This window comes from Legionella sp. (assembly GCF_047605385.1).
Lineage (GTDB): Bacteria > Pseudomonadota > Gammaproteobacteria > Legionellales > Legionellaceae > Legionella.
Window position 1 is genome coordinate 1 of the sequence record NZ_JASGFU010000052.1, and the last position, 18,608, is coordinate 18,608.

The following is an 18,608-nucleotide window of genomic DNA, read 5'->3' on the forward strand; positions in this document are numbered from 1 at the left end:
GCCCTTAAGGCGTGCTGCGTATTCTACGGATTTCTCTTCCTATGTCAAACACTTTCTTCTTTTTTCTTAACTATTTTTCTTTTATCTATTTAGGTGTGCTCAATTAGAGTGATGAGCACTCACATTGATTTTTTTTTCCACTATTCGATAGGCAGTCTTACATAGATATAGAATGTCATATCATATTTGTTCTCTTTATCTTTGGCATGAAACTCTTTACTAATGCATTGCCATTCACGTTCGTTAATTTCTGGAAAAAATACATCAGCAGTAAATCGATAATGGATGCGAGTAATATATAAGCGAGAAGCGAGACTAATTGTTTTTGCAAAAAGTTGCTCGCCACCTATGATTGTCACTTCATTTTGCTCTTTAGTGAGTTCAAAACATTGTTCCAAGGAATTAACTATGACTACACCCTCAGGAGCAATTGCTCTTGTGGTCAATACTATATTAAGACGACCAGGTAAAGGGCGACCAATGGATTCAAAGGTCTTGCGTCCCATAATGATGGGCTTACCCATGGTGATTGTTTTGAAATGTTGCAGATCTGCAGGAAGGTGACAGAGTAGTTGATTATTAAAACCTAAACCACCTGCTTCATCGATTGCTGCTATTAAATTGATTATTGTCATTTTGTATCCTTGATAAAGCCATAGTTCGTGCCATTTCAACTGCACTCAACATTGAGCCTGCATCAAGAATATTTTTACCTGCTAGCTCAAGTGCCGTTCCATGATCTACTGAGGTACGGATTATTGGTAATCCTAAGGTCACATTTACTGCTTCATTAAAGCCAGCATATTTTAGAACGGGTAATCCTTGATCATGATACATCGTAACAAAAGCATCACTTGTTTGTAGATGCTCTTTTATAAACAATGTATCTGCAGGAAATGGGCCTTGTATGTTTAGATCTTTATTTCGTAATAAGGTTAATGCGGGTGTAATCACTTCTATCTCTTCTCTGCCCAAATAACCTGCCTCACCAGCATGTGGATTTAAGCCAGCAACCTTGATGCGAGGATTTTTAATGCCAAAATCTTGAGTTAACGACTGGTGCAATTGCAAAATCACTTTGATAATTAATTCAATAGTAATCACATCAGGAACTAAACGTAATGGTAGATGTGTTGTCACCAAAGCAACTTTCATTTGTGAACATGCCAGCATCATAACTACAGTTTCTTGATTAAAATAATCTGCGAAAAACTCTGTATGACCGGTAAAAGAAAAACCTGCTCTATTAATTACAGCTTTATGCACAGGTGCTGTTACCAGGCCCGAAAATTCATGGCGCCCACATAATTGCGCAGCTTGAGTTAACATGTGCAATACATAAGATGCATTTTGTGAATTTAATTGACCTGGCACAACTGGCGCAGGACAAGTTATTGGAAGTATGTATAAATGATCAGGTTGTGGAGTCATTTTTTGTCCACTTTCGTATTCACTAAAATAAACTTTTTGCTTTAACTTCTTAGCACGTGCCTCTAAAACACGAATATCCCCAAGAACAACCAGTGGATAATCATAATTCGCCAGTGCTAAACAAAGATCGGGCCCAACTCCCGCCGGTTCACCACTGCTAATCAGCAGTGGCTTCATGCTAAATCCTTATCAACAATGTTAACGTAAGCATCGATACGAATATGTTGTTGCCAATTTTGTACCGCTTCTGCAAATTTACGTTGATGTAAATAGAGTCTTGCTTGTTGCTTTTTGAATGCAGAAGAATCATCTTGCTGCTTACGGCCTAAAACTTCAATTAGGTGCCAGCCAAATTGTGTTTTTACTGGCTGACTTACTTGATTTAAAGGCAGTTTATTCATGACTTTTTCAAACTCAGGTACTGTCTCACCTGGACTAATCCAACCTAAATCACCGCCTTTAATTGCACTACTGGGATCTAAAGAATATTTTTTGGCCATTTGTGCAAAATCTTTTCCTGATTTTAACTGTTGATAAATATTATTGACTTGCTTCTTTGCATCTTCAGGTAGCATACTGGCATCGGTCTTTAAGAGAATATGGCGTACATGAGTTACCATGATTGCATGATGCTTTTGCTCACCGCCAATTGCTACTAACTTAATTAATTGAATTCCATTGCCTGCACGTAGAGGACGAGAAACATCGCCTACGTTCATATTCATAACTTCCTTCGCAAAAAGATCAGGTAATTCAACCAAATGTCTTTCACCTAAATCACTACTCTCCAAGATTAAATCACCTTTAGATTTTTCAATTGCTAACTGACTTAAATCCGTATCCCTTTTAATACTTTTTAATAAACTAGCTGCAATCTCTTGTGCTTTTTGTACTTGAACCGCTGTTGGTTTATCACTTAATGGAATAACAATGTTTTGAATATGGTAGGTTAAGTTTGTGCGATCAACAGGTGCACCTCCTTCTGTTTTGAGAAATTGCTCTACTTGTTCATTAGTAATAACAACATCTCGACCTACTGCTTTTTGTTGTAAATTAGAAAGAAGTATTTCTTTACGGATGCTCTCCCGATATTCCTTCCAGTCCATACCTTGTTTAGCAATTTCTTCTCGCATTTGTGATACTGTAGCATGATTTGCTGTAGCAATCCGTTCAATCGCCTGATTTAACTCCGTCTCATCTACTGTCAGACCATTTTGCTTTGCCATTTGCATTTGTAGATCAACATCAATTAAATGTTGCAGCACTTGCTTACGTAATATTTTTTCTGGAGGTACTTCTTGTCGTTGAGCAAGCAACTGTTTCTTGGCAAGGGCTATTTGCTTATCAAGTTCACTCGCAGTGATTACTCCATCGTTTACAACAGCAACTACCTTATCTAATAGTTGCTTTGCTTGAACCATACTGGTTGCTATCAATAATATGCTTATGAGTGCGATTCTTTTATACATGCCGTAATCCTTCTTTAACTATCTCGAGCAATCTATACGCAATCCTGGCTGCATCGCAAAATTTTTGGAATAATGAAACACTATGTTATGTTAATCCCAAAATACAAGCAGCCTTGTTTAAATTATGTCATTATCTTAACACGCTTTTTGATTCTTAGCGATGAAATGGATCATTATAACCAGGAATATAAGTTCTCAATACTCCACTAGGATCACTGTTCGCGACAGAGCCTAAGCCTTTTAATAGTATTTGGAAATAGATATTGTTGTTGTATTGCGGTTCATAAGACACATTTAGGTTTTTAAATGTTCGTCCGCCTAGAACACGTACTGCCCAGCAACAACTATCGTATTGCATGCCTAATAATGACATCATACTGTAATCTTTACTGATGTTATGGCTGTATGCTCCAATTGCACTCCATTTATCAGTAACTGGTAATGAAGCAGAAACCAAGGCCTGATGCAAAGCATCATTTTTTACACTATTACGACGAACGGCAGTGACATCACCATTTACTAAGTAACTGTATCCAAAATTAATAATTGCACTAGGAACGGGTTGATAATGTAAATTTAAATCACCATTATTGGTAGCAGAAGTCGCTGGATCCCATACATAATCCCCGGTTGCTCTCCATTTGGAATTGACACGATATACTGCTCGAGAAGCGATTGGTGATGTTGAAGCAAGTGGGGAAAGCTGGCCTATTTCATAAGGATTGTCAAAACAAGATTCTGTCAAACTGCGGCATAATTGCACGCGGCGTGGACTAAAATATTTAATCTGGCCAACAGAAAAATTAGCTAACTCGCTGCCAGTACGTTCAGATAACCAGCGCGTGGTCAATGCATAAGATAATTGATTCGCATCACCAATACGATCAAATCCTGAAAAACGATTAGTTCTAAACAATTGATCTAAATTAAAGATCATGTTTGCCGTATCATAAATAGGAATAGCATCTTGATTTTGGTAAGGCACTCGCAAATAAAATATACTCGGCTCTAGAGTTTGAGTGTATGCATCACCCAAAAAAGTAAAATCCCGATCAAAGAATAGGCCACTACTCACAGAATAGCGTGGAATAAAGCGATTATAATCGGTATGTACTGGTCCCCAATTATTTTTTACTTGATAATAATTTTCAACAAACTCTACTGAAGGCGTAATATACCCCCAGGATTTACGCTGGGGCAGTGACAATACCGGATTAAAATGTAAGCGAGGTCCTCGTGGCATTCCAATTTGCGCGCCTTCCCACCAAGTTCCTGGCCAGAAAAACTGATCATACTGCCCAAGGATATTTAAATTAGCATGTAAGGGTAAGTCATAATAGTAACCATGGGCTTGTAATTGTGGTAATCGTTCATATTGATCCGCAATTGGCGTTTCATTTACTGGATGTAGGGTTTGGTAGCTTTGTACCATGCCTTTAAACATCCAGTTTTCCATAGTATAAGTCAGATCTGCTTGGCGCAATAACTGTCTTTGCGTAATTAAAGCCCAGTTCGTACTGAAATCTTGGAAATAATAATCATCAGATACTTGTTGCGCATTCAGGTGCAAACGTAAATCAGGAGTAAATTGAGTAGTTTCAAGAATACCCGCTGTCCAGCGATTCGTAGAATTATCACGCAAACGTGGGAACTGTTCTTCATTATTATGTAAAAAGAAACGATATGCTTGATCATCAGGCAAAAAACTACCGGCAATTATCCCAGTGCTTTTTTCAGTAAGAAAACGATATTCAGCTCCTAACATCACACCTCGCTCAGAATAAGCGTGCGGCAATAAAGTTAAATCATAGTTAGGTGCCATATTCCAATAATAAGGAATACCTAAATCAAAACCTCCCGTATTGGAATAGCCACCAATAGGCATTAAAAATCCAGATTTACGTTCTTTATTGGTAGGAAAGCTTAAATAAGGGACATAAAAAACTGGCCATTCACGGAAACGTAAAGTCACATTCCGGGCAACACCTACTGCTTTCTTATTATCAATACTGATGGACTTTGCCTGCAAATCCCAAGCTTTATCTTGAGGAGCACAGGTTGTATAAGTTGCCTGGCGCAGTAAATAGTCGGAGTTGGCAAATCGCTTTATCAAGCTTGCTCGACCCCAAGCAGGTAATAAAGCATGACCTTTATTCGTATTAAATCGGTAAAGAACATCCTCGGTTTGTCCTGATTTATCTTGAGGATAAATCACTGCTTTTCTGGCAATCATTAATTTATCAGGTTCTAAATAATGAACATTTCCTAAAAATTCAATTTTAGTGATTTTATTCGTTTTAGCATCACGGTACACATAAGCTGTTTGAGCATTTACAATGCGTTGTGATTGTTGAATTTCTATATTACCAGAGAGTTTTGAAGGCTTATTTTCATAGAAGGAAGCCTTATCAGCCATAATGCGCACCTCATCAGGTGATGCTAAAGGTGTTACGGTAATTGGTGTGTAGGAGCCTAAACAAATCGGTGTACTTTGGTCTGTTTGCCAACCTAGACAATGGGCAAAACGAGCTCTTAATGCATTTGTTAAATCCACATCACGAGCCACTACACAAGCTTGCACTGGTTCATTGATCAATACTTGAGCATGAGCTGTCTTATGATGGATAATCATAAGGGTACTAATGGCAGTTGTTATACCGCACATCAGAAACCATTTCACCGAAATCTTGTCCACAAGTAATAAAATGCCTTATCATGCACACAAAAAACAATCTACTGCGTGCGAACACAGTTAAAAATTAAGAGTAACAATTCATTTTGAATCTCATATCCATAATGAGGCTTGAACCGTTACATACCTGAATTGATGGGAAGTATATCATGCATGAAAGAGAAAACGCACTGAAAGAGTGGCTTACTAAGACAATAAAGTGTTCTGAATTTGAAATTAAGCTCTTGGCAGGAGATGCCAGTTTTAGAAGATATTTCCGCATCCAGCATAAAGATTCAAGTTACGTCATTATGGATGCTCCTCCGGGCAAAGAGGATTTAATGCCGTTTATTCATATTGCTCAAGCTTTAGAACAAGTTAATGTATTAACACCCAAAATCTTAGCTCAAGATCTGCAACAAGGTTTTTTACTGCTAAACGATCTGGGAGATAACCTGCTTTTAAATGCTCTTTGCGCAGAAACAGCAGATAATTATTACAAAGAAACTATTAAAACGTTACTCAAAATTCAATCATGCACTATTAACGATCCCAAACTTGCTTCATTTGATCATGCTTTTATGATGCATGAAATGAAGCTCTGTATTGATTGGTTTTTGTGCAATTACCTTGCATTGGAATTAAGTGCTCCAGAAATTTCCTTATTGCAACAATCTATGGACTGGATTGCTACCGAAGTAGCGAAACAACCATTAACCTTTATTCACCGCGACTATCATTCACGTAACTTGATGATTCTCAACCAACCACCAGAACTGCTCATGGGAGTAATTGACTTTCAAGATGCAATGTGTGGCCCATTAACCTATGATTTAGTCTCTTTGCTTAAAGATTGTTATATAGCATGGCCTCGCGCTAAAATTTTAGAATGGGTTGAGTTGTTCTATGAACAAAACTCTTTAGCTAGTATGTATACTTTGCCTGAATTTATTCGTGCCTTTGATCTTTGTGGCTTACAAAGACATTTAAAGGTTTTAGGCATTTTCTGTCGTTTACATTTACGTGACAACAAATCGGGTTATCTTAAGGATTTACCATTAACATTAAGCTATGTACTGGAATGCGTTGAAACTTATGAAGAATTGCATTCTTTATTTAACTTCTTTCAAATGAGAGTTTATTTACCATGAAAACGGCAATGATTTTGGCTGCTGGTCGCGGCGAGCGCCTAAGACCCATTACAGATGTGACTCCCAAAGCCTTATGTATCGTTAAAGACAAGCCACTCATTGAGCATCATGTGCTTAATTTGGCAAAAGCAGGTTTTGAAAAATTGGTAATTAATCATTCCTATCTTGGTGGAAAGATACGGCAATACTTAGGCGATGGCTCTCGTTGGGGCATCAAAATTTGTTATTCTCCGGAGCCTCCAGGAGGTCTTGAAACGGGTGGCGGTATTTTTAATGCCCTTCCTTTATTAGGTAATCAATCATTTATCACCGTTAATGCAGATATCTATACTGATTTTGATTTTCGGCAAATCAAGCCTGTTGTATCCAATGCAATTCATGTAGTTTTAGTTAAAAAAAATCCAGCTTTGCAACATCATGGTGATTTTGGATTAACCAAGCAGATTCAGCTAACAAATAACGATCGGGAGTACACTCTTGCCGGCATTTGTTGCTATCATCCCCAGGTATTTCAAAGCTATAAACACGGTCGTTATACTGTAGTCCCTTTACTTCGGCATTGGGCAGATCAACAAAAGGCTACGGCAAGTTTACATCAAGGAATTTGGTTTGATATTGGTTCCTTAGAGCGGTTACAGGTGGCAAACGCTCTGTAACCTATATTGAATTCTTAATGAGCCGAGCCTGCTCCAGCATGCGGTGCTTCTTCTGCCTCAACTTCCGGAACTTGTGCTTGTTCTTCTGCTACACGCGCCGCTTCCACTCGCTTGAGTGTTGAAGTAACTTCTTGTTTTTTCTCAGCTTCTGTACGCTCTCCTGGATAATCACGAACTCTTAATTTAGCTTTTACTCCTTTATTAAGCATAAACTCTTCAAGGCCGCCATCCTCTAGCAATTGTTTAATGATTTCAGGATCAATCCGCGTATTTTCACTTTGCACTTTATCATTAGCATTATAGATGAAACCATCTTTGATAATATAATCTTTGCTTATTAACCAAGCATTAAATAATTTGTCTAAAGAGTCAACGAAATGCGAATCTAATGCGCCATTACTTGAACTATAACCACGAACATAATGGCCCGCTTCGCTCACTGCGTAATCCAATTTTATTTCTTCCGATAATTTATCAGCTAAGTCTTTAGCAGCTGCTTCGGCAATATTTTTCTGCAAGTTTTTTTGGTCAGAGGTTTCAATGTATTGTCCACGATGGGGATTGCCATTAGGAGTAAGCTTTAACTCAATATGCTCAGCAAATCGTGCTGTCGCATCAAGTACATCTTTTTTCAATCCAGGTTCTTTCACAAAACATGTAGCGTTATCGGCTGATTTGGTGATGCGCCCATGGGCATACCAAGCACCTTCCGTTGTAAGCCCAGCGACATTAAATATTTTTTGAATAGTCTCAGGCGAAGGAAATGTCCCTAAAGCACGTATGGATGATGTAGTGGTAGCCATAATTTTATCTCTCTTTAACAAAAACCTACAACATTTAATCTAGATTATAGCAAAAACGACATCCATTAACCGGCATCGCTTTTCAGAATAGTTGTTAAAACTCTGTAAAAATTTACATGAATGGAGACGTTATATCATCGATTACAGAATCAAACGTATTATTTTTCATTGATTCAAAAGTAAACTCATCGACCAAAATAGCATCCCAACGAGCAGCTTCTTCCGCAAGTAAAGCATCTACTTCTTGCTGTGTTAATTCTTTATTCGCCAGCTTTTCGTCTAACTTCTCTTTGAGATGACCAAATTTCACGTGCCGTAAGTTACGGATCTTTTTATGCAATTCATCGTTTTGAATAATTAACTGCAATGCATGTTCCATTCTATCTATAGGTTGCTTTGCATCGCCACTTAAATAGATGTAACTTTTTAAACGCTCACGGACGGTGTTGTTGGTCATCATCAAACCTGCCAATTGATGAGACAATTTATCGCTAGGATAACGCATGGTTTGTCCGAAAGGAAAAGCAACCAAGCGCATGATAAATCCCAAAATTTTTGATGGAAAATTATTACATAAGCCAATTAATGCTTTTTGTGCGTGATAAAAACAATACCCTACAGCCCACTGCGCATGCAATTGTTCATCTTTATGATCCTGATTCAATTGCACGCTACGTAAAGCCGCCATTGCCATATAGAGGTAAGATAAACCGTCTGCTAATCTTGCTGATAAGCGTTCTTTACGTTTAAACTCACCACCTAAATAAATTAGCGAAAAATCCGCCATCCAAGCAAAAGCATAACTTAAGCGGGTCAAACGCTGGTATTCTCTTCTCATCGGACTATTGGGGACACTAATAAATAAACCACCAGTCCATGCAGTACAAATGGTTTTAGCAAAATTTTGCATGAAATATTGGATATGCTTCCAAATAACCTCTCTAAATGCAGTCTTATCCTCCTTGGCAACCGCATAAAATTCATCACGAATAAAGGGATGACATGCCATAGAACCTTGGCCAAAAATCAAAAGGTTCCGTGACATTACGTTCGCACCTTCAACCGTAATCGAAATAGGAATACCTTGATAAAAATTAGTTAAATAATTGCGTGGGCCAACCACTACACCGCGACCTGCATGCACATCCAAGGCATCATTAACTACAATTCGTCCTAATTCAGTATTAAAATACTTAGTAATTGCAGAAGCAACCGAGGGTTTTTTGTGTTCATTAACTGCAGCAACAGTCAACAAACGAGTTGAACTGGTTAAATAGGTTAAACCAGCAATCTCTGCAAGCTTTTCTTCAACCCCTTCAAACTGCCCGATTTCAACATTAAATTGACGGCGGATACGTGCAAAAGCACCGGAGGTTAAATAAGAAACAGCTGATGAGCCAGCACCTAATGCAGGTAACGAAATAGAACGTCCAATAGACAAACATTCAACCAACATTTGCCAACCACTGCCCACACGTTTTTGGCCACCAATTACCGCAGAAATTGGCACAAAAATATCTTTACCACGAATGGTACCATTCATAAAAGGTTGTTCTGCAGGAATATGACGATTTCCTATGATTAGGTTTTTAGTATTTCGAGGAACCAACACACAAGTAATCCCTTCAACTCCTTCACCTTTTAATAAATCATGTGGATCTTTTACATAAACCGCTAAACCAATTAAGGTGGCAATTGGTGCTAGAGTGATCCATCGTTTGTCCAGCGTAATATTTAAACCTAAAACGTTTTGACCATCTATTTTCTTTTCAACTACAAGGGCTTCGGATTGAATGGAGGTTGCATCACTGCCTGCGCCAGGCTCAGTCAGTGCAAAACAGGGAATATCAAGACCTTTGGCAAGGCGAGGCAAATATAATTTTTTTTGCTCATTAGTACCATAATAATTAATCAGTTCACCAGGTCCTAAAGAATTAGGAACCATCACAGTTACTGCAGTTACGCCTGAGCGAGTAGCAATTTTTTGTACTATTTCTGAATGAGCACGTGCCGAAAAACCTTTGCCACCATATTCTTTAGGAATAACCATGCCAAAGAAGCCATTATCTTTCAAATAAGCCCAAACCTCTCCTGACAAATCATGAACTTGCGAAATACGCCACTCATTGGTCATATCGCATAAAGTTTGAGTTTCATTATCGAAGAAGGATTTTTCTTCTGCGCTAAGTTCTGATGAGACGTTAGACAAACGATCCCAATCAGGTATTCCTCTAAAAATATCTTCTTCAAGCCAAGTATCACCAGTATTGAGTGCATCCTCTTCCGTTTTAGACAGCTTGGGAACTGCTTTACCCGCGGTTTTATATAAATAATCCGCAATTTTGGTGCGTAATGGCTCCATGTACACGATTAAGAGAGCGACAACAATAACAAGCCATAGAATAAAACCAATAATCCATGGCAATCCAATCGCAAATGTTGCGATAACTAAATAAAATACGCTGCCTAATTCCCATACTAGTGGGCTCATCCCCCGATAAAGAACAATCAACGTAAAAACGAGATAAATCAGGAAAAATAAAATTGCCATAAAAACACCTTCCCTTGCTTTTTTTCATTATTGCAGGATAAACATATAGTATATACTTTTTTTTAAAACAATAGCATATGGTTAAAAATACAGCCACTTATGTCTTTAGTTAAGATAGGAAATAATTATGGGACGCACCCTAGTATGAATCAGAGATTACTTTGGAATTTTGAATTTGCTGCAAAAACCACAACATTTCCCCGAGAGTTTTTAACTCCCTATCCTTCAGAGGATTTAAAATGGGAAGTGCGATATTTTTGGCCCAATGATCAACCTATAGTACTTAATTTGCTTGATAATGCCCTACTGGACATCACTAATTACAAACAGAAACACCACGAAGATTATTACTTTCTGCTGCCGAATAAAAACTACAATATTAAACGTCGTCGTGATGAATTGCTCTATAAACCCCTACGCCAAAAATCAACTATAGCTTTTGGTTTTGCTGCTAAAATCAATCTTGAATATGATGATACTCATTCGAAAAAAACTCGTAGTAATGACCCTTTGCTCCAAGAAATCACACAACAAGTGATTCATGAAGGAATCGAAGTCTACGTACAAAAGAAAGCGTTTACCTATAAATTTCCAACCACCCCCAAGGTCAAACTGGAATTAGCACATCTTGAAGTACATAAGCAAATCTATTTTAGTGCCTGCATTGAAGGCAGATCGCAAAAATTAGTAGAAAACCTTGCCGAATACTTGCTAGGACAACAGATTTCCTGCGAATATGTAAGCTTTCTAAAACATATTTTACATTTATGATCAAGACCATACTGGCAATTGCTTACAGCTTCGGCAAAATCGGGTTGATCTCACTAGGTGGTGGCAACTCCATGTTGAAATTATTAGAATATGAAGCAGTAAACTATCGACAATGGATTGGGCAAGAAGAATTTATTGCCATGGTCGGGTCAAGCTTTGTCTTTCCAGGCTTAACAGCAGTCAAATTATCTGCATTGATTGGTTATAAAACAGCAGGATTTGTCGGTTTAGTACTGGCAGTACTTTGTCTTAATTTACCTGGACTCATTATGACTATTATTGGCTATCAATGGCTGACAAGTCATAACGGACCTGTAACCCGTAAAATCATGCTCGGTGTGCAATACGGTGCCTTAGCATTATTGGCTGCGGCCAGCTATTCAGTGGCTCAAGGAGTAGTAAACATGTATTTCTCCATTCCCATAGCTCTATGCTGTTTCTTATTTTTTTTAGCACTAACTTTTTGGAATTTATCACCTTTTTATGGTTTTCTTGGTTTTATCGGAATTTGTTATTTTTTAGTGTCTTAAGCCATAATGAATTATGTAGTTAAAAAAGGAGTTGCCCTTGGATACTGTATTGGATAACCCTGAGTATTATATTAACAGAGAATTTTCGGCAATTGCCTTTAACCAACGCGTCCTGGCACTGGCTAATGATGAACGTGTACCCTTATTAGAACGGATGCGTTTTTTAAGCATTTGCAGTAGCAACCTTGATGAATTCTTTGAAATTCGTGTTGCAGGTTTAAAAGAAAAAATTGCATTGTCTTCAGGAAAATTAACCATTGATGGTTTACGTCCAGAAGAAGCATTTAGCCAAATAAGCCACAAAACTCATCTTTTAATTGATGAATTATATGCTACCTTTAACAAGCAACTATTGCCTGCTTTGCGTAAGGAAGGCATTCATTTCTTAGATATCAGTGAATGGAACGAAGATATTCATTTATGGGCAAGACATTATTTTAAACATGAAATTCAGCCTGTTATTAGCCCAATTGCGTTGGATTTAGCCCATCCACTGCCACAATTGATTAATAAAAGTTTGAATTTTATTATTTCGCTAAGTGGTAAAGATGCCTTTGACCGTCGCATTGATTATGCCGTAGTACATGCTCCACGCTCCATTCCACGCGTTATTCATTTACCTTCAGAATTATGTGGCGACGCTCATTATTTTGTGTACTTATCATCCATTATTACAGCTCATGTCAACAGTCTCTTTCCAGGAATGGAAATTAGTGGCTGTTACTCATTTCGTTTAACTCGTAATAGCGATTTATTTTTACGTGAAGAAGAAATTGATGACCTGGCTAAAGCAGTCCAACGCGAAATATTTTCTCGTCATTATGGTCATGTCGTACGTCTGGAAATTGAAAAAAATTGCCCCAAAGAAATTGTCGAGTTCTTACTGCAAAAATATCATTTACGTCATGAAGACACTTATTATTGTGATGGGCCTGTAAATTTACAGCGTTATTTAAGTGTTATCAATACCTTAGATAGACCAGATTTAAACTATCTACCGTTTACTGCACAATATCCGCAACTCCCTCACAATGGCCGAAATCTATTTGATGTACTCGATGAGCAAGATATTTTGCTGCATTTACCTTACCAAAGTTTTGAAGTGGTCATCGATTTTGTCCGCCAAGCAGCAGCAGATCCCAATGTTTTGGCAATTAACCAAACCCTATATCGAACTGATTCTGAATCCGTGATGGTCGATGCTTTGGTGGATGCTGCTCATTCTGGAAAAGAAGTCACCGCGGTCATTGAGTTACGCGCTCGCTTTGATGAAGAATCCAACCTTAAATTAGCAAATCGGTTACACACGGCGGGGGTCTTAGTGCTTTATGGTGTTGTGGGCTACAAAACCCATGCCAAAATGACCTTGGTGGTACGTCGTACCCATGGTAAATTAAAACGTTATGTGCATTTGAGCACCGGTAATTATCATGAGAAAACTGCAAAACGCTACACGGACTTTGGCTTATTAACTGGGGAACCGACAATTACCTCAGATACACAAATTATTTTTCAACAGCTTACTGGTCTTGGCAAAGTAGTAAAGCTTAAAGCGTTAAGTCACTCCCCATTTACCTTGCAAAAAACAATGTTACAATTTTTTGAACAATGCTCTGCTGCAGCAGAAAAAGGAGTAGACACGGAAATTTTAATTAAGGTCAATGGGTTAACTGATAAAACCATCATTCAGGCTTTATACAAAGCATCGCAATCTGGAGTTAAAATTAACTTGTTGGTTCGTGGAGTCTGTTGTTTAAAACCAAATTTACCAGGAATTTCTGAAAATATCCGCGTGCTCTCATATATCGGTCGCTTTCTAGAGCATCACCGCATATTTTATTTTCGTATTGATGGCGAAGAGCATTACTTCTGTGCTAGCTCTGATCTCATGGAACGGAATTTATATCATCGCATTGAAATTATGTTTCCAATCCTTAATGAGCACAGCAAGAAACGCATCAAGCAAGAAATTATTAAAAATTACTTAAAGGATAATTGCAACACTTGGGAAATGCAAAGTGATGGCACTTACAAACCTATCAACCAAGGCACCACCTCCGCCCAAGATAAATTAATTAAACTATATCAAGACGAAGAAAGTGATATTTAGGGGTAAATACCTAATTGACAAGTTAACTTAATATCCACACCAAGTTGTAACGAAGCATCTGTTCCCAATGGAATGGGGAAATTGGTGCGGCCATGCCCAACTCCTTCTATTTGCACCACAGGAATAGGGCATTGGGCAGCAAAGCGTTCTAATACGGGCTGAATTAATGAAGATCCATTTGGCTCTTTTCCTTCAAGAAAATCACCAAAGATAATTGCCGTAGCATCTTGAAATAGATTAGCTTGTTGCAAGTGTTCCAGCATGCGATCCACACGATACCCACGCTCGCCAACGTCCTCTAACAAAATGAATCGTCTGCTGCCATTCATTTGCCATCGAGTGCCAATACTTGCCTGTACCAAAGTAAGATTACCACCAATTACCTGAGATTGAATAAGGCCTGATGCTTGCGCCAGCTGATTTAAAGGCTTCATCGTGTTAAACACCACACTGGGAGTTTGCGCAAATAAAATTGATTTTAACGAGGCAAGAGATTCTGCTGAAAGCTTGGCAGGCAATACGGAACCATGCACGGTTGGCCAATGCCAATGTTGTTGTAAATACAAATGCAAACAGGTAATGTCACTCATACCTACAAAAATCTTAGCCATTGCGGGAGCTTTAAGTTGTGTAAGTTGAGGCAGGAGGCGCGTTGCACCATAACCACCGCGCACACAAATAATGGCTTTACTTTCCGGATTATATAAGGCATTTTTTAAATGCAGAAAACGCTGCTCATCACTATTAGCGCAGAGTAAGTCTTTACCAAACAAAGTATCAGACACAAGAACACGTAATCCCCAAGATTCCAGTAAATCAAGCAAGCCTCTTAATTCGGCATCAGAACAGCGTGATGCTGGCGCGATTAGCTCAATTGCATCACCTGTTTTTAATCCAGCTAAATAGTTCATTTATATCTTCACAAAATTATTTCTTTAGAAAATGAGCAGCCCTTAGTGTACTTAAAAAAACTTTAAATTAAGAGCGTTTTGCTTAATTTTTCTGGTTCTTCACGTACTAAGCGCGGTAATAAATAGCCAGGAACCAATTTTTGTAATTGTTGATAAATTTCCTGAGCCTTAGTAAAAGGTAAATCAAAATGAGCCGCACCTTGAACCTTATCCAGCACATGCAAATAATAAGGTAGTATGCGTTGAGCAAACAAAGCCTGACTTAACGAGGCCAAAATTTGTGCATCATCGTTGATTCCTGCCAATAATACCGCTTGATTTAATAAATGACACCCTACTTGCCGCAAAGCCTGTACCGCCTGACGCACTGCACCATCATCTAATTCTTGGGGATGATTACTGTGCACTACGATTACTTTATGTAATTGGGTATGTGCTAAAATATCAAGAAAAGTTTGATCAATACGCTCAGGAAACACCACTGGAATACGAGTGTGAAAACGAAGAGTATGCACATGAGGAATCTGTTCTAGCTGTTGAATTAACTCTGTTAATACTAAATCTGAAGCCAATAAAGGATCGCCCCCACTTAAAATGACCTCCGTAATGCTTTTATCCTTACGAATGTACTCACCGATGTCTTTAAAGCCCAGGCGTCCAGGGTTATTGTCTTGATAAGGAAAATGCCGACGAAAACAAAAACGACAATTCACAGCACAAATACCAGTTAAAGTAATTAAAACACGCCCATGATATTTATGGATTAATCCTTTTAAAGGATTGCTTTTACGCTCTCGTAAGGGGTCGGTTTCAAACCCTGCTGGGGTTGCAAGCTCATTTGCAGTTGCTAAAACTTGTAATAACAAAGGATCATTAGGATTTCCTTTTTGCATACGTTGTGCAAATCCCAAAGGAATACGACTAGAAAATAGCTTTTCCGCTAAGATACTTCCAGGTGTTATAGGTAAATCCAAATATTCTAATAAGGCAGCTGCAGAGGTAAAACCTTGTGCTAACTTTTTCTGCCAACTTAAAGAGGTATCTCGCATTAATGACATAGACTTGATAAACTGTGCGCACTTTAACGAAAATCCAGTAAAATCTCAACTGTGGAGTAGCAATGGCAACTTATGGCAGCAATGATGTAAAAAACGGCTTAAAAGTAATGGTCGACGACGCACCTTGTACAATTCTTGAGTGTGATTTCGTAAAACCAGGAAAAGGCCAAGCTTTTACTCGTATTAAAATTCGTAACTTAAAGACAGGCCGTGTTGTTGAACGCACTTTAAAATCGAACGAAACAATTGAATCTGCAGACGTAGCAGATGTGGAAATGCAATACCTCTACAATGATGGCGAGTTATGGCATTTCATGGTTCCTGACAATTTTGAGCAATACGCAATTACTAAAGAAGTGCTCGCTGATTCTGCTCAATGGTTAAAGGAGCAAGACATTTGCATCGTCACTTTGTGGAATAACGATCCTATTCAAATATTACCACCTAATTTTGTAGTGCTGGAAATTGTAGAAACTGATCCAGGTTTAAAAGGTGATACTTCCGGTGGTGGCGGTAAACCAGCAACCTTAGAAACAGGTGCCGTAGTACGTGTGCCTTTATTCGTACAAACAGGGGAATTAATTAAAGTAGACACTCGTAAAGGCGAATACGTTTCCCGCGCTAAAGAATAATATCATTTATGAAGGCCAGGAGGCAGGCAATGAACTATAATCCAGGAATTCAGTAACATAGCTTTCCTGAGTTATCATCGCTTGCCTCCACGACAGCAAATGGCTCCCAATAGGCAACCGCATCGTTTAAGAAACTCAACAGCACAACCTCTTCAAAATAATGAGATCTTATCCTAATAAACATTATAAGAATCGTATAATCCCCAATAGCCCACATCACCTAGGTCATCATAGCCGTAGTAATAGGCATCATTCCAATACGGCCCACCATAATAACCCACTGAATAGACATAACGACTACTGTAAGCCGGTGTATAATAAACGGTTTTCGTAACACAACCAGTTATAAAAAGTATTGATGCAACTACGGTTAAAGAAATAATTAATTTTTTCATAGTCCCTTCCTAATCCATTAAAGATAGACCGTCGATTGCGACTTCTTACCAGCAAATGCCAGCAAGCACTCTGAGCACCAGTTGCAAGCAAACTATTAGCTCCAACTGCATACTTACTGTCTATATGTATCTTTGGGTGTGCGAATGCTTCTACAGATATTGCACTTTAATTATACAATAGCTTTCTTAAAATGACCAAATTTTGGTCAAAATTTTATGTGGGAAAATACCGATTAGGAAGAAACATTAATAGATTGTTTTCTTAAAGAGGAAGTTATACAGGTAACGACTTGCCAAATTCTGAGCCGCTACTGGTGTCTACACTGGAGGTTTATGATGAATTTAAGGCTCCCTACTTTGGCTCATGTAGGTTTGCTCACCACCCACCAAACTGCCCTCCCTATCTGAAAAATTACTTAATGGTTCAGGTAGGATCAGTCATCACCTATATACTTATATGATAGACCATAGACGCATATTTGTTAAATTTTTATACAGAATTTGCATCTCAGTAAATATTTTTATTTCTGATCACGTGCGAGATGATTTGCTGAAGCTTGGACCGTTGGCATGATGATCATTTGCTCCACATCCACATGCGCAGGCCGCGTAATACAATAAACAATAGCATCAGCAATATCTTCAGCTCTTAAAGGGTGAAAACCCTGATAAAACGCTTTAGCCTTTTGTTTATTGTTCCAACGTACCTCACTAAACTCTGTTTCTACTGCACCTGGAGCAATCTCGCTTACGCGAATAGGCTTACCAAGGAGGTCTAAACGCATGGATTTAGACAAAGCATGCACGGCGTGCTTGGTAGCAACATAAACATTACCATTGGGATAACACTCATGTCCTGCAATCGAACCTATATTGACGATATGACCTCTATTGCGTGCAATCATACTTGGAATCACCGCACGGCTAACATAGAGTAAGCCTTTGATGTTGGTATCAATCATTGTATCCCAGTGATCTACAATTCCTTGATGTAAGGGTAATGTATCCAAAGCCAGGCCTGCATTATTAATTAGCACATCAATGGCTTGCCATTTTGACGCTAAAGACTCTATTTGACTGGTTACTTGTTCATGATCACGAACATCAAGAGCCAAAATATGATGCTCTTTCCCGTATTGATGACTTAACTCTTGAGCTAAATACTGCAGACGCTCTAAACGACGCGCACATAAAATCAATTGGGCACCTTGTGCCGCACATAAATGCGCACAGGCTTCACCGATACCACTAGAAGCACCTGTAATTAAAATAACTTTATCATTTAATGAATTCATAAAATTTATCCCTTCACTTTCGGTGCTCACGCCGCGGCACGTAGGCCGGTGAATAATTTGCTTAACTTAATAGCGATGCGTCCCGAACCAACCTACGTATTATACTAATAGGCTTATGAGATATTGGTTGACTTTTAAGTAGAAAGAATCCTAAACTAATGCTTAAGGCGTGCT

General features: G+C 38.5%; 16 protein-coding genes. 6 read left to right on the top strand and 10 right to left on the bottom strand.

Annotation, left to right across the window (positions count from 1 at the left end; translation table 11 throughout):
- Positions 1-140: 140 nt before the first annotated feature.
- The 4 genes from QM652_RS11040 to QM652_RS11055 all read right to left on the bottom strand — a co-directional run bounded on the left by QM652_RS11040 (position 141) and on the right by QM652_RS11055 (position 5,532).
- A complete protein-coding gene (locus QM652_RS11040; RefSeq protein ID WP_415075737.1) occupies positions 141-635 on the bottom strand; it encodes a dihydrofolate reductase in 495 nt (164 codons plus the stop codon).
- Positions 601-1,608 carry a 4-hydroxythreonine-4-phosphate dehydrogenase PdxA gene (gene pdxA / locus QM652_RS11045; protein ID WP_415075739.1) on the bottom strand — a complete coding sequence of 336 codons (1,008 nt, stop codon included), beginning with the start codon at positions 1,606-1,608 and terminating at the stop codon, positions 601-603. Before pdxA ends, QM652_RS11040 begins: the two co-directional genes overlap by 35 nt.
- Positions 1,605-2,900 carry a peptidylprolyl isomerase gene (locus QM652_RS11050; protein ID WP_415075741.1) on the bottom strand — a complete coding sequence of 432 codons (1,296 nt, stop codon included), beginning with the start codon at positions 2,898-2,900 and terminating at the stop codon, positions 1,605-1,607. Before QM652_RS11050 ends, pdxA begins: the two co-directional genes overlap by 4 nt.
- Positions 2,901-3,054: 154 nt before the next feature.
- Positions 3,055-5,532 carry an LPS-assembly protein LptD gene (locus tag QM652_RS11055; RefSeq protein ID WP_415075765.1) on the bottom strand — a complete coding sequence of 826 codons (2,478 nt, stop codon included), beginning with the start codon at positions 5,530-5,532 and terminating at the stop codon, positions 3,055-3,057.
- A 209-nt stretch (positions 5,533-5,741) separates the two neighbouring features.
- Here QM652_RS11055 and QM652_RS11060 point away from each other — a divergent pair, with 209 nt between their 5' ends.
- Both QM652_RS11060 and murU read left to right on the top strand, forming a co-directional pair.
- On the top strand, positions 5,742-6,722 hold the full coding sequence (locus tag QM652_RS11060) for an aminoglycoside phosphotransferase family protein (protein ID WP_415075743.1): 981 nt from the start codon (positions 5,742-5,744) through the stop codon (positions 6,720-6,722).
- The gene (murU, locus tag QM652_RS11065) at positions 6,719-7,378 is read left to right on the top strand and encodes an N-acetylmuramate alpha-1-phosphate uridylyltransferase MurU (protein ID WP_415075745.1); all 660 of its coding nucleotides are present in this window, start codon (positions 6,719-6,721) and stop codon (positions 7,376-7,378) included. Before QM652_RS11060 ends, murU begins: the two co-directional genes overlap by 4 nt.
- Positions 7,379-7,392: 14 nt before the next feature.
- On the opposite strand, the gene QM652_RS11070 is transcribed toward murU, so the two are convergent.
- Positions 7,393-8,181: a hypothetical protein gene (locus QM652_RS11070; protein WP_415075747.1), complete on the bottom strand. Its 789-nt coding sequence runs from the start codon at positions 8,179-8,181 to the stop codon at positions 7,393-7,395.
- A gap of 112 nt (positions 8,182-8,293) precedes the next feature.
- Positions 8,294-10,732, bottom strand: a complete 2,439-nt coding sequence (locus QM652_RS11075) for an acyl-CoA dehydrogenase (protein ID WP_415075749.1) — start codon at positions 10,730-10,732, stop codon at positions 8,294-8,296.
- A gap of 144 nt (positions 10,733-10,876) precedes the next feature.
- Here QM652_RS11075 and QM652_RS11080 point away from each other — a divergent pair, with 144 nt between their 5' ends.
- The 3 genes from QM652_RS11080 to ppk1 are packed head-to-tail and all read left to right on the top strand — an operon-like array spanning position 10,877 to position 14,143.
- Positions 10,877-11,503: a hypothetical protein gene (locus tag QM652_RS11080; protein ID WP_415075751.1), complete on the top strand. Its 627-nt coding sequence runs from the start codon at positions 10,877-10,879 to the stop codon at positions 11,501-11,503.
- The gene (locus QM652_RS11085) at positions 11,500-12,033 is read left to right on the top strand and encodes a chromate transporter (RefSeq protein WP_415075753.1); all 534 of its coding nucleotides are present in this window, start codon (positions 11,500-11,502) and stop codon (positions 12,031-12,033) included. Before QM652_RS11080 ends, QM652_RS11085 begins: the two co-directional genes overlap by 4 nt.
- 37 nt (positions 12,034-12,070) lie before the next feature.
- Positions 12,071-14,143 carry a polyphosphate kinase 1 gene (ppk1, locus tag QM652_RS11090; protein ID WP_415075755.1) on the top strand — a complete coding sequence of 691 codons (2,073 nt, stop codon included), beginning with the start codon at positions 12,071-12,073 and terminating at the stop codon, positions 14,141-14,143.
- On the opposite strand, the gene QM652_RS11095 is transcribed toward ppk1, so the two are convergent.
- On the bottom strand, positions 14,140-15,054 hold the full coding sequence (locus tag QM652_RS11095) for a S66 peptidase family protein (protein WP_415075757.1): 915 nt from the start codon (positions 15,052-15,054) through the stop codon (positions 14,140-14,142). The two genes, ppk1 and QM652_RS11095, sit on opposite strands and share 4 nt — an antisense overlap.
- Positions 15,055-15,116: 62 nt before the next feature.
- Positions 15,117-16,103 (bottom strand): EF-P beta-lysylation protein EpmB, encoded by a 987-nt coding sequence (epmB, locus tag QM652_RS11100; protein ID WP_415075767.1) that lies wholly within the window; start codon positions 16,101-16,103, stop codon positions 15,117-15,119.
- 71 nt (positions 16,104-16,174) lie between these two features.
- Between epmB and efp the strand changes: the two genes are divergently transcribed.
- Positions 16,175-16,744 carry an elongation factor P gene (efp, locus tag QM652_RS11105; protein WP_415075759.1) on the top strand — a complete coding sequence of 190 codons (570 nt, stop codon included), beginning with the start codon at positions 16,175-16,177 and terminating at the stop codon, positions 16,742-16,744.
- A 173-nt stretch (positions 16,745-16,917) separates the two neighbouring features.
- Here the strand turns inward: efp and QM652_RS11110 are convergent, their stop codons facing one another.
- Both QM652_RS11110 and QM652_RS11115 read right to left on the bottom strand, forming a co-directional pair.
- Positions 16,918-17,139 (bottom strand): hypothetical protein, encoded by a 222-nt coding sequence (locus tag QM652_RS11110; protein WP_415075761.1) that lies wholly within the window; start codon positions 17,137-17,139, stop codon positions 16,918-16,920.
- 521 nt (positions 17,140-17,660) lie between these two features.
- Entirely contained in the window at positions 17,661-18,434 is a 774-nt protein-coding gene (locus QM652_RS11115) for an SDR family NAD(P)-dependent oxidoreductase (protein ID WP_415075763.1), read from the bottom strand.
- Between the last annotated feature and the right edge of the window lie 174 nt (positions 18,435-18,608).